A 14,486-nucleotide genomic window follows, 5' to 3' on the forward strand; every position below is an offset into this window, starting at 1 on the left:
GCCCGGTGATAATAACCGCATCCAGCGCAGCGGTATGTGATCGGTTTCTAAGAAATCTGCTGGCGTGAAAAAATAACCTAAATGAGCAAGTTAGAGCGTATCGCCTGTGTTCTGAGCGGCTAAATTGCGCATCAGTAGCGCATAATCCAGCGAGACATCTTCCGGTACGGGCATCCATACGATATGACCATCGCCCGGCGCCACTTCAATCGGCTGCGCTTTGGTATTTTCCAGCGCTTCGAGGGTGAAAGTGACGTTGCCCTGCGGCGTCATTAGCTCGAGGCTGTCGCCCAACAGGAATTTATTCTTCACTTTTACTTCAGCCATACCGCCACGGCGTTCGCCGGTAAATTCACCGACAAACTGCTGGCTTTCAGAAACCGAGTGGCTGTACTCGTAGTTTTGATAAGCATCATGGTTATGGCGACGCAGGAAGCCTTCGGTATAGCCGCGGTGGGCGAGGCCTTCCAGCGTGGTCAGCAGCGTAGGGTCAAACGGTTTACCGGCAGCGGCGTCATCAATCGCGCGGCGATAAACCTGAGCGGTGCGCGCGCAGTAGTAATAAGATTTCGTACGGCCTTCGATTTTTAGCGAATGCACGCCCATTCGGGTCAGACGCTCAACGTGTTCAATGGCCCGTAAATCTCTGGAGTTCATGATGTAAGTGCCGTGTTCATCTTCAAACGCCGACATGTACTCGCCGGGGCGTTTGCCTTCTTCAAGCAGAAACACTTTGTCGGTTGGCGCGCCTGCGCCCAAAGTCGGCTCGATGTTTTGCACCGGAATCGGCTGATGAAGATGCACGATATTGCCGGCATCATCTTCTTTGCCTTCTTGCACTTTGTACTCCCAGCGGCAGGCGTTGGTGCAGGTGCCCTGGTTCGGGTCACGCTTGTTGATGTAACCAGAAAGCAGGCAGCGGCCAGAGTAGGCCATGCAGAGCGCGCCGTGCACAAAGATTTCCAGTTCCATATCCGGCACTTGTTCACGTATTTCGGCGATCTCTTCCAGCGACAGCTCGCGGGAAAGGATCGCGCGGGTCAGCCCCATCTGTTTCCAGAACTTCACGGTCGCCCAGTTGACGGCGTTAGCCTGCACGGAGAGGTGAACGTCCATTTCCGGGAACGCTTCACGCACCATCATAATCAGGCCGGGATCGGACATGATCAGCGCATCCGGCCCCATCTCGACAACCGGTTTCAGGTCACGGATAAAGGTTTTCAGCTTGGCGTTATGCGGGGCAATATTAACCACCACATAGAATTTTTTACCCAGTTGGTGGGCTTCATTGATGCCGAGCTGCAGATTTTCGTGATTGAATTCGTTATTGCGCACGCGTAAGGAGTAACGCGGTTGCCCGGCATACACCGCATCGGCGCCATAGGCGAAGGCGTAACGCATATTTTTCAGCGTTCCGGCGGGCGAAAGAAGTTCTGGTTTAAACATGATGTTCTCGTGTTCTGATGTCAGGTCAGAACCGCCACATTTTTTGCAGCGGTTTTAAGGCGTGTGGGGAGCCCACAATTTAAGGGCGGGAATTGTAGCGCTTATTGCTGCCGGAAACTACCCTCACGCGATGCGGCAGGCGTCTGTTTCCCAGCGGTAGCCCACGCCGTACACGGCGCGGATAAACGACTGTTCCTCATCCAGCGCCTCGAGCTTGCGGCGCAGGTTTTTAATATGGCTGTCGATGGTGCGGTCGGTGACGACGCGGTAATCATCATATAGCTGATTCAGCAGCTGCTCGCGGGAAAACACCTTGCCCGGCTCGTGGGAGAGGGTTTTCAGCAGGCGAAATTCAGCCGGGGTTAAATCCAGCGGTTTGTCGCGCCAGCTGGCCTGAAAACGGCCTTCGTCGACGATCAACGGGCTGATTTCATCCGCCGCAGCCGGGTCACGCTGGCGTTTGCAGCGGCGCAAAATGGTTTTCACGCGCGCCACCACTTCACGCGGGCTATACGGTTTGCAGATGTAGTCATCGGCGCCAATTTCCAGCCCCAGCAGGCGGTCTATCTCCTCGATTTTGGCGGTCACCATCACAATCGGTATTTCCGAGAAACGACGGATTTCCCGGCACAGCGTCAGCCCGTCGCTGCCGGGGAGCATTAAATCAAGCAGGATCAAATCCGGCGGCGTCTGGCGCACAAAGGGCAGCACTTTATCGCCATGGGCGATCAGCTCCGGGGCGTAACCCGCCGCCCGCAGATAGTCAATCAACAGTTGCCCAAGTTTAGGCTCGTCTTCAACAATTAAGATGCGCGGGGTATTTTCGTCAATCGGTAACTCGGTCATACGGGTCTCAACGATTCTGGCTCCAGCGGTAACTCTACTGTAATGCTAACCCCGCCGAAAGGCGAATGGGTAGCCGAAAGCTTGCCGCCGTGGGCGCTAACAATGTTCTGGCAAATAGAAAGCCCCAGTCCGGAACCGCCGCTGGCGCGGTTGCGGGAGCCTTCGGTACGGTAAAAGCGCTCAAATAGCATCGCGAGCTGCTCATCGCTCACCCCCGGCGCGCTGTCGGCGAAATGCAGCACAAAGCGCTGGTTTATGACTTCACCGGAGATAACCAGCTGGCCGCCGGCATCGGTGTAGCGCAGGCTGTTTTCCAGCAGGTTATGAAACAGCTGCATTAAGCGGTCGCTATCGCCAAAAATCATCACGCTGTCCGGCAACGCCAGGCTGATGCTTAACCCACGGGAGTTGAAGCGTTCACGGAAGGCGCCGGCGGCAATTTCCAGCAGGTTAATCATATCCAGCGATTGCTTCTGATACGCCAGCGCCCCTTCATCGGACATCGACAGCTGGTGCAGGTCATCAACCAGCTTAGTGAGCGTCGCCACTTCCATCTGCAATGAGGCAACAGACTCCGGCGTGAATTTGCGCACGCCATCCTGAATGGCTTCCAGCTCGCCGCGCAGGATCGCCAGCGGAGTCCGCAACTCGTGGGAAATATCGGCCATATAGGCCCGGCGCATATTGTGATTTTTCTCAAGCGTGCTGGCGAGCTGGTTAAAGTCTTGCGCCAGTTTGCCCAGTTCATCCTGGCTGGTGGAGTCCACGCGCGTTGAGAAATCTCCGGCGGCAAGCTTATGCGTGCCTTCAACCAGCCGTTTAACCGGCGCTAATAAACCTCGCGCCAGTAAGAAGGTGGCGGCAGCGGCAAGTAACGTGGACAGGGCGACGATAATCCAGCTGGTGCGCCGCTGTTGACGGTCAAAATTAATGTCCGTGTTACGCGTCAGGCGCTCAACGGGGGTGGCGATGACCCAGCCCGCATCGCGGCCATTGGCCGTTATGGCGCGGCGCATACCGTCTGGAGGAACCGGGCCGCGCGGGCCAACCAGCACTTTATTATCCTGGTCGACCACCCAAAACTGCGTGCGCCAGCCGTGCGGCGGTAAATTATGGTTGTCTTCATCGCCATGCTCGAATGAACGTAGCAGCTTGAACATAAAACGGTCGTTATTGCGCAGAAACTGCCAGTTGCCGTGCTGTTCGTACTGCTCACCCAGCGCCTCACTTAACATCTCCAGCCGCTGTTCATTGCCGCGCTTGATATAGTCAATAAAGCCGTGTTCAAAACTGAGCCGCACGCCCCAGTGCATAATCGCCAGCACCAGCAGGCAGGTGGAGAAAATGGCGAGGAACAGTTTGCCGGTAATACCGGGCCGCCAGAGTTTCATTCGCTCAATACCTCATCTTTACGGGCTTTGCGCGTAAACCTGATGCGCATGCGGTCAAAGAACAGATAAACCACCGGGGTGGTGTACAGCGTTAATAACTGGCTGACGACCAGCCCGCCGACGATGGTTATCCCCAGCGGCTGACGCAGCTCGGCACCGTCACCGCTGGTCAGCACCAGCGGCAGCGCGCCAAACAGCGCCGCCAGCGTGGTCATCATAATCGGGCGAAAACGCAGCAGGCAGGCCTGGAAAATCGCATCGATCGGTTTCAGGTTGCCGTTGCGCTGGGCATCGATGGCGAAGTCCACCATCATGATGGCGTTTTTCTTCACGATGCCAATCAGCAGCATGATACCGATAAGCGCAATCAGGCTGAACGGCGCGCCAAAGAGTTCCAGCGCTAACAGGGCTCCCACTCCCGCCGAAGGCAGAGTGGAGAGGATCGTCAGCGGGTGAATGTAGCTCTCATACAAAATTCCCAGCACGATATAGACCGTGGCAATCGCGGCGATAATCAGCATCACCTGCGATTTCATCGTGTCCTGGAACACCTGTGCGGTACCGGCGTACATGCCGCGCACCGTTGAAGGCACGCCCAGCGCGGTTATGGTGCGGTCAATGGCGGCGCTGGCCTCGGATAATGACACCCCGGCTGGCAGGTTAAAGGAGACGGTAGAGGCGGCGGAGAGTCCCTGATGGTTAACCGACAGGGGCGCATTCGCCGGCTGCCATTTTGCAAACCACGAAAGCGGGATCGCTTTGCCTTCTTTATTGATCACAAACATCTGGTCGAGCGCGCTGATGTCCTGGGTATAACGCGAGTCAACTTCCATCACCACTTTGTACTGGTTCAGCGGCTGGTAAATGGTTGAAATCTGGCGCTGGCCGAAGGCGTTATTGAGCAGGGCATTGGCATCGGACACGCTGATGCCAAGCCGCGCCATTGATTCACGGTCGTAAATCAGCGCCATCTCCGCGCCGTTATTCTGGCTGTCGGAGTTCACATCGGCGAGCTGCGGCAGTTTAGCCAGCGCCTGGCGGATCCTCGGCTCCCAACGGCGCAGATCGGCTAAATTATCCGACAGCAAAGTGTATTGATAGCTGGCGTTGGCCTGGCGTCCACCGACGCGAATATCCTGCACCGCCATTAGAAACAGACTCGCACCCGGCTCTTTCGCCAGTGATTTACGCAGACGGTCGATAACCTGCTGCGCCGTCTCTTTGCGTTCAGATAGCGGTTTAAGCGAGATAAACATCATGCCGCTGTTTACCCGTGAACCGCCGGTAAAACCGGTGACGTTTTCTACCGCCGGATCGTCACGGACTATTTTCATAAAGTCCTGCAGTTTTCCGCGCATTGCCTGGAAGGAAATGCTCTGGTCGGCCTGAATATTCCCCATTAAGCGCCCGGTGTCCTGCTCCGGGAAGAACGTTTTTGGGATCGCGATATACAGCCAGATGTTCAGCACGATGGTGGCGAGCAGCACCACGCCCACCAGTTTTGTATGGTTTAGCACCCATTTCAGCGAACGCCCATAGCCTTGTTGCATGGCGACCAGCACACGACCAAAACCACGTTTGCGGGTTGGCGTATGCTGCGGTTTGTTGTTGAGCAACCAGCCGCACATCATCGGCGTGAGCGTAATCGACACCACCAGCGAGATGCCGATAGCCACGGAGAGCGTGACGGCAAACTCTTTAAATAACCGGCCCGGCAGGCCGCCCATCAACAGCAGCGGCAGGAAAACGGCGACCAGCGACAGGCTCATCGACAGCACGGTAAAGCCGACTTCGCGCACCCCCTGAAGGGCCGCCTGCAGCGGCTTCACGCCGGCCTCCAGGTGGCGCGAGATATTTTCCAGCACCACGATGGCGTCATCCACCACAAAGCCGGTGGCGATGGTCAGCGCCATCAACGACAGGTTATTGAGGCTAAAGCCGCACAGATACATGGCGATAAAGGTGCCGATAAGCGACACCGGCACCGCCACGGCAGGGATAAGCGTTGCGCGCCCGGAGCGCAGGAACAGGAACACCACCAGAATCACCAGCGCCACTGAGACGATCAGCGATTGTTCGACTTCCGCAAGCGAGGCGCGAATGGTGGGTGAGCGATCCTGGGCGATCTGCAAATCGATCGCCGCCGGTATGGTTTCGCGCAGTTCAGGCATTTTCGCCCGGATCCTGTCCACCGTGTCGATGATATTCGCCTCCTGCGATTTGCGGATCATCAGCAAAATAGCGGGTTTGGCGTTGGTCATCCCGGCGTTGCGCACGTTCTGCACCGAGTCGGTAACGGTGGCGACATCGCTCAGATGTACCGCGCCGCCATTGTGGTAATGGATAATTAACGGCTGGTATTCCGCGGCGGTTTTCAGCTCGTCGTTGGTCTGCAACTGCCAGCGGCGGGCGCTATCTTCCACCGCCCCCTGCGGGCGGCGCACGTTGGCATCGCTAATCGCTTTGCGCACCGCATCAAGCGAAACGCCCTGGTTAAACAATGCCTGCGGATTAAGCGCCACGCGCACCGCCGGGAGCGAACTCCCCCCGACATCCACATCGCCCACGCCGTCAATCTGCGCGAGAGTTTGCGCAAGCTGCGTGGAGGCAAAGTCATACAGCTGGCCCTGGGAAAAGGTGTCGGAGGTTAGCGTCAGAATGATAATCGGCGCATCGGACGGGTTCGCTTTACGATAGGTCGGGCGGCTCGGCATCCCACTGGGCAACAGGCTTTGCGCGGCGTTGATCGCGGCCTGCACGTCACGTGCGGCCCCGTTAATATCGCGGTCAAAAGTAAATTCCAGAATGATGCGCGTGCTGCCAAGCGAGCTCGATGAGGTCATCTCGTTCACCCCGGCTATACGGCCAAGCGCCCGCTCAAGCGGCGTAGCCACCGACGACGCCATGGTTTCAGGTGACGCGCCGGGTAATGATGCGCTGACCATAATCACCGGGAAATCCACCTGCGGCAGCGGTGCCACGGGCAATAGCCGGAAGCTCAAAGCGCCGCACAGGGTAATGGCGAGGGTCAATAAAATGGTGGCGACGGGCCGGTAGATAAACAGCGCGAAAAATCTCACAGCGCTTCCCCATCACGACGGCCAAAACGACGACGCACCGAGTGCGACAGGTTATCAAACAGCAGATAGATAACCGGAGTGGTAAACAGCGTCAGCACCTGGCTTACCAGCAGCCCGCCCACCATGCCGATACCCAGCGGACGGCGCAGCTCCGCACCCACGCCCGTTGACAGCATTAACGGTAACGCGCCAAGCAGCGCGGCCAGCGTGGTCATCAGAATCGGGCGGAAACGCAGCAAACAGGCCTGATAAATCGCCTCGTAGGGTTTCATGCCTTGCTCACGCTCGGCCGCCAGGGCGAAGTCGATCATCATGATGGCGTTTTTCTTGACGATACCAATCAGCAAAATGATGCCGATAATGGCAATCACATCCAGCTCGGCTCCCGCTAACATCAGTGCCATCAAGGCCCCCACGCCTGCGGTTGGCAACGTGGAAAGGATGGTTATCGGGTGAATAAAACTTTCGTACAGCACGCCGAGCACGATATACATCGCCACCACTGAGGCGAGGATAAGCCAGATGGTGCTGCCGAGGGCGGCCTGGAAGGCGAGGGTGCTGCCCTGGAATTGAGTGGTGATATCCGCAGGCATCAACAGCTCTTTTTCCGCCGCCGTAATCGCTTTTACCGCCTCCTCAAGTGAATGGTCGCGGGTCACGTTAAACGAGAAGGTGCTCGACGGGAACTGGTCGAGATGGTTGATGGTCAGCGGTGCGAAACGCTGCTCAATTTTAGCCAGCGCGCTTAGCGGCACGCTGCCGCCCCCGGTGCTGGCAAGGCGAATATTATCCAGCCCGCTCAGCCCCGGCGTGGTGCTGGTGTCGTGTTCGAGCACCACGCGGTACTGGTTAGCCTGGGTGTATATAGTGGAAATCAGGCGCTGGCCAAAGGCGTTATACAGCGCGTTATCAACGTCCGACATCGAGATGCCCAGACGGCTGGCGCTGGCGCGGTCAACCTTGACATAGGCCACCAGCCCCCGATCCTGCCAGTCGCTGCTGACATCTGCCAGTTGCGGTAAGGTACGCAATTTTTCTGTTAACTGCGGCACCCAGCGGCTGAGTTCATCAAGCGAGGTTGCCTGCAGGGTGAACTGATACTGGGTACGGCTGACCGTGGTATCGATGGTTAGGTCCTGCACCGGCTGTAGATAAAGCTCCACGCCCGGCACATTTGCTACCTCATTTTGCAGCCGCTCAATGACCGCTGGAATGCGGTCATCGCGGTCGCTCAGCGGTTTAAGGTTGATTTGCAAACGCGCGCTGTTAAGCGACGGATTAGTGCCATCAACGCCAATAAACGAGGTCAGACTTTCCACCGCCGGATCTTCCAGAATGACGCTGGCAACCTGCTGCTGGCGCTGTGCCATGCTGGCAAACGAGACGGATTGCGGAGCCTGCAGGGTACCCTGAATAATGCCGTTATCCTGAATCGGGAAGAAGCCTTTAGGGATGAAAATCCACAGCACAACGGTGAGGGCCAGGGTGCCAAAAGCCACGCCCAGCGTCAGCCATGGGTGGCTTAACACGCGGGTTAATACGCGCCCGTAGCCCGCAATCACGCGCTCGAAAAAGCGCTCGCTGGCGCGCGAGAAACGGTTCTGTTTGCGTAGCGATTCGTGGCTTAACATGCGCGCGCACATCATCGGCGTCAGCGTCAGTGAAACTACCGCTGAAATCAGAATGGCGATGGCCAGCGTGACGGCAAATTCGCGGAACAGGCGGCCGACGATATCCCCCATAAACAGCAGCGGGATCAGCACCGCAATCAGCGAGAAGGTCAGCGAGATAATGGTAAAGCCAATCTCCCCGGCACCTTTGAGCGAGGCGGCGAGCGGCTTTTCGCCTTTTTCGATATAGCGCGAGATATTCTCGATAACCACAATCGCATCATCAACCACAAAGCCGGTGGCGATGGTTAACGCCATCAGCGTCAGGTTGTTGATCGAAAAGTCGAGGAACACCATCACTGCAAACGTACCAATCAGTGACAGCGGCACCGCGACGGCAGGAATAATGGTCGCCGGCACGTTGCGCAGGAACAGGTAAATAATCATTACCACCAGCGCGATGGCGAGCATCAGCTCATGCTGCGTGTCGCTGACCGAGGCGCGGATATTGGTAGTGCGGTCGCTGAGTAATGTTACTTCGACCGACTTCGGCAAACTTTTGGTTAAGGCGGGCAGCATCGCACGAATGCTGTCGGCGGTGTCGATGATGTTAGCGCCGGGCTGGCGCTGTACGTTCATCACAATCGCGGGCTGCCTGTTGGCCCACGCGCCGAGCCAGGCGTTTTCCGCACCTTGCTCAACGGTCGCCACATCGCCAAGACGAATCGGCGCGCCGTTCTGATAAGCGATAATCAGGTTGCGATACTCATCGGCAGACTGCATTTGGTCGTTGGCGGAAAGCGTGACCGCGCGTTCCGGGCCATCCAGGCTGCCTTTTGCGGAGTTCACGTTGGCGCTGGTAATCGCCGTGCGCACCGTTTCGCTGGTTAAACCCAGCGCGGCAATGGCGGGGGCGTTGAGTTTCACCCGTACCGCCGGGCGCTGGCCGCCGGAAAGCGTAACCAGGCCGACCCCGGAAACCTGGGAAATTTTCTGCGCGACACGCGTTTCGACCATGTCTGCGACCTGCGTCATTGGCATCGCGGTGGAAGTGACGGCGAGCGTCATAATCGGCGGGTCGGCCGGGTTCACCTTACTGTAAACCGGCGGGTTGGGCAGATCGGCTGGCAGCAAGTTGGTTGCGGCATTAATCGCGGCCTGCACCTCCTGCTCTGCCACATCTAATGGCAGGGCGAGCTGGAATTGCAGCGTAACGACCGATGCCCCCCCGGCGCTTTGCGACGACATCTGTTTCAGGCCGGACATCTGACCGAACTGGCGCTCCAGCGGTGCAGTAATCGCGGATGTCACCACATCCGGGCTGGCGCCCGGATAGAGCGTGATTACCTGAATGGTCGGGTAATCCACCTCCGGCAGCGCGGAAACGGGCAGGAAACGATAGCCGATAATCCCGGCAAGCAAGATAGCCACCATTAATAGCGTGGTGGCCACGGGGCGCAGAATAAACAGGCGTGATGGGCCTCCCGTGGCGCTCGGTGGTAGCACCTGCATCAGGAAGCCGCTCCGTTGCGCTGGTGTTTTGGTTTAGCTTCGCCGCTGGCCGCTGATTGCGCTTCAACAACCTCCACTTTCGCGCCTTCGGTCAGACGGTCAATTCCGTCGGTGATTACCCGCTCACCTGCGGAAAGGCCTGCGGTAATCACCACTTTCTGGCTGTCCTGGATACCGGTCGTCACCAGATGTTTGCTGACTTTATCTTCGCTATTGAGTACCCAGACAAAGTGGCCTTCGTTGCCCATTTGCACCGCGGCGGCTGGCACAACCACGGCATTTTGTTGGGTATCGACCAACATGCGTGCGTTCACAAACTGGTTAGGGAACAGCGCGTCATCCTCATTGTTAAAGCGCGCTTTGAGTTTGATGGTGCCGGTAGTGACGTCAATCTGGTTGTCGAGGCTCAGCAATACGCCGCGGCTCAGCTGCTGTTTGTTGCTGCGGTCCCAGGCCTCAACGCTTAGCGGTACGCCCGCTTTCTGTGCTTTTACCACGGTAGCGATGTCGTTTTCCGGCAGGGTGAAGATCAGATCGATAGGGTGCGTTTGCGTCAGCACCACAATGCCGGTGGTATCGCCGCTCGAAATCTGGTTGCCGACGTCCACCTGTTTCAGACCCGCTCGCCCATCAATGGGCGCGGTAATCCGGCTCCAGTCGAGCTGCAGCTGCGCGCTGGCAACGGCGGCTTCATCGGCTTTAATCGTCCCGAGAGATTCATTCACCAGCGCCTGCTGCGCGTCCAGCTGCTGGCGTGAAACAAGGTTGGTTTTGACCAACAGCTGGAAACGCGCTAAATCGCGGCGTGCATTGGCAAGGGTGGCCCGATCTTTTGCCAGTTGCCCCTGGGCTTGCGCGAGGGCGATTTTAAACTGGCTTGGGTCGATTTCTGCCAGCAGAGCGCCGGCTTTAACCTGTTGGCCTTCCTGGAAGTGGATCGCCAGCAGCTGCCCGTCAACCCGGCTACGCACGGTAACGGTATTCGCGGCGGTAATGGTTCCAAGACCGGTGAGATAACGAGGGACAGATTCACTGGTTGCGGTTGCGGCCTGTACGGGCGCTAATGCACCGCGCATCCCGGGGCGTCCGCCTGCAGGACGCTGTTGTGTGGATTGCATACCAGCGGCCTCGTTACCCGAACTCGAATGCCGCCAGTAAAAAAGGGCGGCGATAACGACCATAACGGCTACAGCAATCCATAACCAACGAGCGGTGAAAATGCCTTTCATAAGTGTACGTCTTCTCTTCCTGAAACGATTAGGCCTAATGATACTAGTGTAATGAGTCCGGGCGGCAGAAAAATGGAGGAAATATGAAGACCCGTATGGATAAGTCTGAGATGGCGGTTTTTTGCGTACATCCACGGAAGAATGCGGCTGAATGCTATCCTGTTTGAATCTTCGCCAATAAGCTGTGGTTTATATTTTAACTATAAACTATAGTTTATGAGGTGAACGTATGACATGGACGGTTTTTACAACCCAGCGTTTCGATGAGTGGTTTGATGAACAAAGTGAAGAAATCCAGGATCGCATGTTACACGCATTGGGAAACTTGCAATTTTGGGGGCCAGGTTTGTCACGTCCTTACGCAGATACGATAAAGGGATCGCGTTTCAAAAATATGAAAGAGCTAAGAGTGCAGCATTGTGGCAGGCCCATTCGCGCATTGTATGCTTTTGACCTTTCCCGCCGGGCCATTGTGTTGTGTGCCGGGGATAAATCGAAAAATAAGCGCTTCTACGAATCCATGACGAGTCTTGCCGACAAAGAGTTTATGGCCTGGTTGAAGTCACAGGAGAAGGAACATGAAAAGTAATAACAAAGGCTACAGAACGCTCGATGAGATCATTGCTACTCTCTCGCCAGAAAGAAAAAAAAGGGTGGCTGAAGGAACTCAGGAGCTGATTCTCGAATGCTGTCTGCATATGATGCGGGAGCAAAAAGGCTGGTCGCAGCAGCAACTGGCCGAAGTCATGGGTATTAGCCAGCCCGCCGTCACTGCGATTGAAAAGCGCGGTAATGAAGTCAAACTAGGGACGCTAAAGCGATATATCGAAGCGTTGGGCGGCAAGATTTCGCTGCACATAGAGTTCCCGGACGGGGTGAAACAGCTGAATATTTAAGCCGCCGCAGGTTTCCCTGCGGCGTATAACTTAATCCCGGAATACCACGTCAGCCCAGCGCGCAAGGCCTGCGGTGACGGAGCCGAAATCATCGCCGCCGGCTAATGGAATACCGGGTAATTGCTGAGCCAGCGCCTGCTTTAGCAGCGGTGAACGCGCGCTTCCCCCGGTGAGATAAACCACGTCAGGTTTCACCGAACTGTTCTCCAGCGCCAGCGTAACCTGTTCCAGAATGCGTTGCAGCGGCTGGCTGATAGCACTTTCCAGCGCCGCCTGGCTAATGTCACAGCCCAGCTCTTTGCTGATAAACGGCAGCAGGGTGGCGACCTGTTTGCTCTCAGACAGCGCGATTTTACTCTCTTCGGCAGCGCGAACCAGGCGATAGCTCAGGCGCTGACGCCAGACCTTGTGCAGAAATGCGACTTTTTCCGGCTCGCGCGAATCGCGCACCAGCTCATTGAGCATGCGGCCATTGGCGCTGCTGTAAAAATCGTTTTGCGCCGGAACATCGTTGATGGCCACCGCATTCCACCACGGCAGCACCGGCAGAGCGATACCTTTTTCGGTCTGCCCGCCCATGCCCAATAACGGGGAGAGCTGCTTGAACGCCAGCATGATATCGAGGTCGTTACCGCCAATGCGGCAACCGCTGTGGCCGAGCAGGCTCTGCTCCCGGTCACGGCGATTGCGCCATTGCGGCCCCATCAGCAACACCGAGCAGTCAGTGGTTCCCCCGCCAATATCGACCACCAGCACCTGTTTTTCCTCGCTCAGGGTGGCTTCAAAATCCAGGCCTGCGGCCACGGGTTCAAACTGAAAGACCACATCCTGAAAGCCTGCACGGTGGGCTGCGCGCTCAAGAATGCCCTGAGCCTGCCGGTTGGCCTCCTCACTGCCGGAACCCTGGAAGTTAATCGGGCGGCCAATCACGGCCTGAGTAATCGGCTCCGCCACCTGGCTTTGGGCCTGATGGCGGATGTGCAGCATCATGGCGCAGACCAGGTCTTCGAACAGCGCGACCTGCTGCGGTTTCAGCCCGGTGGCGCCGAGGAAAGATTTTGGCGATTTCACGAAGTAAACTTCTTCCGGGTCTTCCATGTACTGGCGCAGGGAGTCCAGGCCGAACTGCACGCTGCTGGGCAAGACTTCGATATCTTCTTCGCGGTTAAAGGATATCGCACGGCGCAGCAGCGCCTGGGTTTCAGCTGCGGTTGCCGGCACTTCATGATGGCGATACAACCATTCACTAACCGACTCACGCGTGGGGGCACACAGCATTGAAGGAAGCAAGGTTGAACCCTTTTCCATCTCCAGCGCCTGCGGCACACCATCACGCATCACTGCGACAGAGCAGTTTGCCGTACCATAATCGAAGCCTATAAATTGCATAAAATCCCCATGCCGGTGAAGAAGGGGGGCGACTTTAGCGGAATGTGCAGCATCGGGCAAGCTGATATCAAAGCAGGGCATGATTCGCAGCCCGGGGCTATGCTATGGCCTATGGTCGGGCTAAACGTAAACGACAGGACGGAGTCATGTATCAGCTGAATTACAAAGCGCCTTACGACTGGAAGTGGATGTTTGCTTTTCTGGCAGGCCGTGCGGTTAGCGGCATTGAGGTGGTGGATGAGGCAAGCTATTGCCGCAGTTTTGCTTTGGGCAACAGCCAGGGATTGATAACGCTGATGCCGGATGAAGCGGCCTGCCAGCTCAAGGTCACGCTGAGCGCAGGCCTTGAGCCGGTTGCCGCAGAGGTTTTAACACGCGTCAAACAATTGCTGGATCTTGACTGCCAGCCGCACACCATTGTTGCAAGCCTCGGCGAGCTGTCGGCGGCGCGTCCTGGCCTGCGCTTACCGGGCTGTATGGATACTTTTGAGCAAGCTATTCGCGCAATTTTAGGGCAGTTGGTCAGCGTGGCGATGGCGGCAAAACTGGCCGGCAAACTGGCTCAAGCTTTTGGTGAGCCGCTGCTGGACTTCCCGCAGTGGCGACTGTTTCCAACGCCCGAGCGGCTGGCTGCGTTAAATGCAGAACAGCTAAAGCAGCTCGGGATGCCGTTGAAACGCGGTGAGGCGATTATTCATCTGGCGCAATTAATGGTTAACGGGGCGTTTCCGCTCGCCGCCCCCCGGGAGATCGAGCAAGGGGTGAAAGCGCTCACGACTTATCCCGGCATTGGGCGCTGGACGGCAAACTACATTGCCCTGCGCGGCTGGCAGGCAAGCGATGTCTTTTTAGCTGATGACTATCTGATTAAACAACGTTTTCCCGGTATGACCCCCGCACAAATTCGCCGTTACGCCGAGCGCTGGAAGCCCTGGCGCTCCTATGCGCTGTTGCATATCTGGTATAGCGAGGGCTGGGAGCCCGTCAGTTAATGGCGAAATAGCTGGCGGTAAGCAGTATCTCAAGCGGAGCCACTGGCCTGATGCTGAGAAGGTTCATACAGAGTGACACGGCCATGCCCTAATGC

General features: G+C 57.0%; 10 protein-coding genes. 3 read left to right on the forward strand and 7 right to left on the reverse strand.

The genetic code is table 11. The features are described from left to right. Positions 1–90: 90 nt before the first annotated feature. From trhP to EHN07_RS13045, 6 genes are all read right to left on the reverse strand, one after another. A complete protein-coding gene (gene trhP, locus EHN07_RS13020; protein ID WP_124024564.1) occupies positions 91–1,446 on the reverse strand; it encodes a prephenate-dependent tRNA uridine(34) hydroxylase TrhP in 1,356 nt (451 codons plus the stop codon). Positions 1,447–1,569: 123 nt separating this feature from the next. Next, the gene (gene baeR / locus EHN07_RS13025) at positions 1,570–2,292 is read right to left on the reverse strand and encodes an envelope stress response regulator BaeR (RefSeq protein WP_124024565.1); all 723 of its coding nucleotides are present in this window, start codon (positions 2,290–2,292) and stop codon (positions 1,570–1,572) included. Then, complete coding sequence (baeS, locus tag EHN07_RS13030) at positions 2,289–3,683, reverse strand: envelope stress sensor histidine kinase BaeS (protein WP_124024566.1); 1,395 nt, start codon at positions 3,681–3,683, stop codon at positions 2,289–2,291. The genes baeR and baeS overlap by 4 nt, the downstream gene beginning before the upstream one ends. Continuing rightward, on the reverse strand, positions 3,680–6,763 hold the full coding sequence (mdtC, locus tag EHN07_RS13035; RefSeq protein WP_124024567.1) for a multidrug efflux RND transporter permease subunit MdtC: 3,084 nt from the start codon (positions 6,761–6,763) through the stop codon (positions 3,680–3,682). The genes baeS and mdtC overlap by 4 nt, the downstream gene beginning before the upstream one ends. Next, positions 6,760–9,885: an MdtB/MuxB family multidrug efflux RND transporter permease subunit gene (locus EHN07_RS13040; RefSeq protein WP_124024568.1), complete on the reverse strand. Its 3,126-nt coding sequence runs from the start codon at positions 9,883–9,885 to the stop codon at positions 6,760–6,762. The genes mdtC and EHN07_RS13040 overlap by 4 nt, the downstream gene beginning before the upstream one ends. After that, entirely contained in the window at positions 9,885–11,114 is a 1,230-nt protein-coding gene (locus EHN07_RS13045) for an MdtA/MuxA family multidrug efflux RND transporter periplasmic adaptor subunit (protein ID WP_124024569.1), read from the reverse strand. Before EHN07_RS13045 ends, EHN07_RS13040 begins: the two co-directional genes overlap by 1 nt. Before the next feature lie 229 nt (positions 11,115–11,343). Here EHN07_RS13045 and EHN07_RS13050 point away from each other — a divergent pair, with 229 nt between their 5' ends. After that, positions 11,344–11,703, forward strand: a complete 360-nt coding sequence (locus EHN07_RS13050; RefSeq protein ID WP_124024570.1) for a type II toxin-antitoxin system RelE/ParE family toxin — start codon at positions 11,344–11,346, stop codon at positions 11,701–11,703. Further along, on the forward strand, positions 11,693–12,010 hold the full coding sequence (locus EHN07_RS13055; protein WP_124024571.1) for a helix-turn-helix domain-containing protein: 318 nt from the start codon (positions 11,693–11,695) through the stop codon (positions 12,008–12,010). Before EHN07_RS13050 ends, EHN07_RS13055 begins: the two co-directional genes overlap by 11 nt. Before the next feature lie 30 nt (positions 12,011–12,040). On the opposite strand, the gene yegD is transcribed toward EHN07_RS13055, so the two are convergent. Beyond that, positions 12,041–13,399, reverse strand: coding sequence for a molecular chaperone (gene yegD, locus EHN07_RS13060; RefSeq protein ID WP_124024572.1), 1,359 nt, complete (start codon positions 13,397–13,399; stop codon positions 12,041–12,043). Positions 13,400–13,545: 146 nt separating this feature from the next. Between yegD and alkA the strand changes: the two genes are divergently transcribed. Further along, positions 13,546–14,391 carry a DNA-3-methyladenine glycosylase 2 gene (gene alkA / locus EHN07_RS13065; protein WP_124024573.1) on the forward strand — a complete coding sequence of 282 codons (846 nt, stop codon included), beginning with the start codon at positions 13,546–13,548 and terminating at the stop codon, positions 14,389–14,391. Positions 14,392–14,486: the final 95 nt, after the last annotated feature.

Source organism: Buttiauxella warmboldiae (assembly GCF_003818135.1).
GTDB lineage: Bacteria > Pseudomonadota > Gammaproteobacteria > Enterobacterales > Enterobacteriaceae > Buttiauxella > Buttiauxella warmboldiae.

What these genes read in the sequence shown, in the direction of transcription:
- trhP (WP_124024564.1), bottom strand. Translation starts at nt 1,446, where the DNA reads ATGTTTAAACCAGAACTTCTTTCGCCCGCCGGAACGCTGAAAAATATG.
- baeR (WP_124024565.1), bottom strand. Translation starts at nt 2,292, where the DNA reads ATGACCGAGTTACCGATTGACGAAAATACCCCGCGCATCTTAATTGTT.
- baeS (WP_124024566.1), bottom strand. Translation starts at nt 3,683, where the DNA reads ATGAAACTCTGGCGGCCCGGTATTACCGGCAAACTGTTCCTCGCCATT.
- EHN07_RS13040 (WP_124024568.1), bottom strand. Translation starts at nt 9,885, where the DNA reads ATGCAGGTGCTACCACCGAGCGCCACGGGAGGCCCATCACGCCTGTTT.
- EHN07_RS13045 (WP_124024569.1), bottom strand. Translation starts at nt 11,114, where the DNA reads ATGAAAGGCATTTTCACCGCTCGTTGGTTATGGATTGCTGTAGCCGTT.
- EHN07_RS13050 (WP_124024570.1), top strand. Translation starts at nt 11,344, where the DNA reads ATGACATGGACGGTTTTTACAACCCAGCGTTTCGATGAGTGGTTTGAT.
- EHN07_RS13055 (WP_124024571.1), top strand. Translation starts at nt 11,693, where the DNA reads ATGAAAAGTAATAACAAAGGCTACAGAACGCTCGATGAGATCATTGCT.
- yegD (WP_124024572.1), bottom strand. Translation starts at nt 13,399, where the DNA reads ATGCAATTTATAGGCTTCGATTATGGTACGGCAAACTGCTCTGTCGCA.
- alkA (WP_124024573.1), top strand. Translation starts at nt 13,546, where the DNA reads ATGTATCAGCTGAATTACAAAGCGCCTTACGACTGGAAGTGGATGTTT.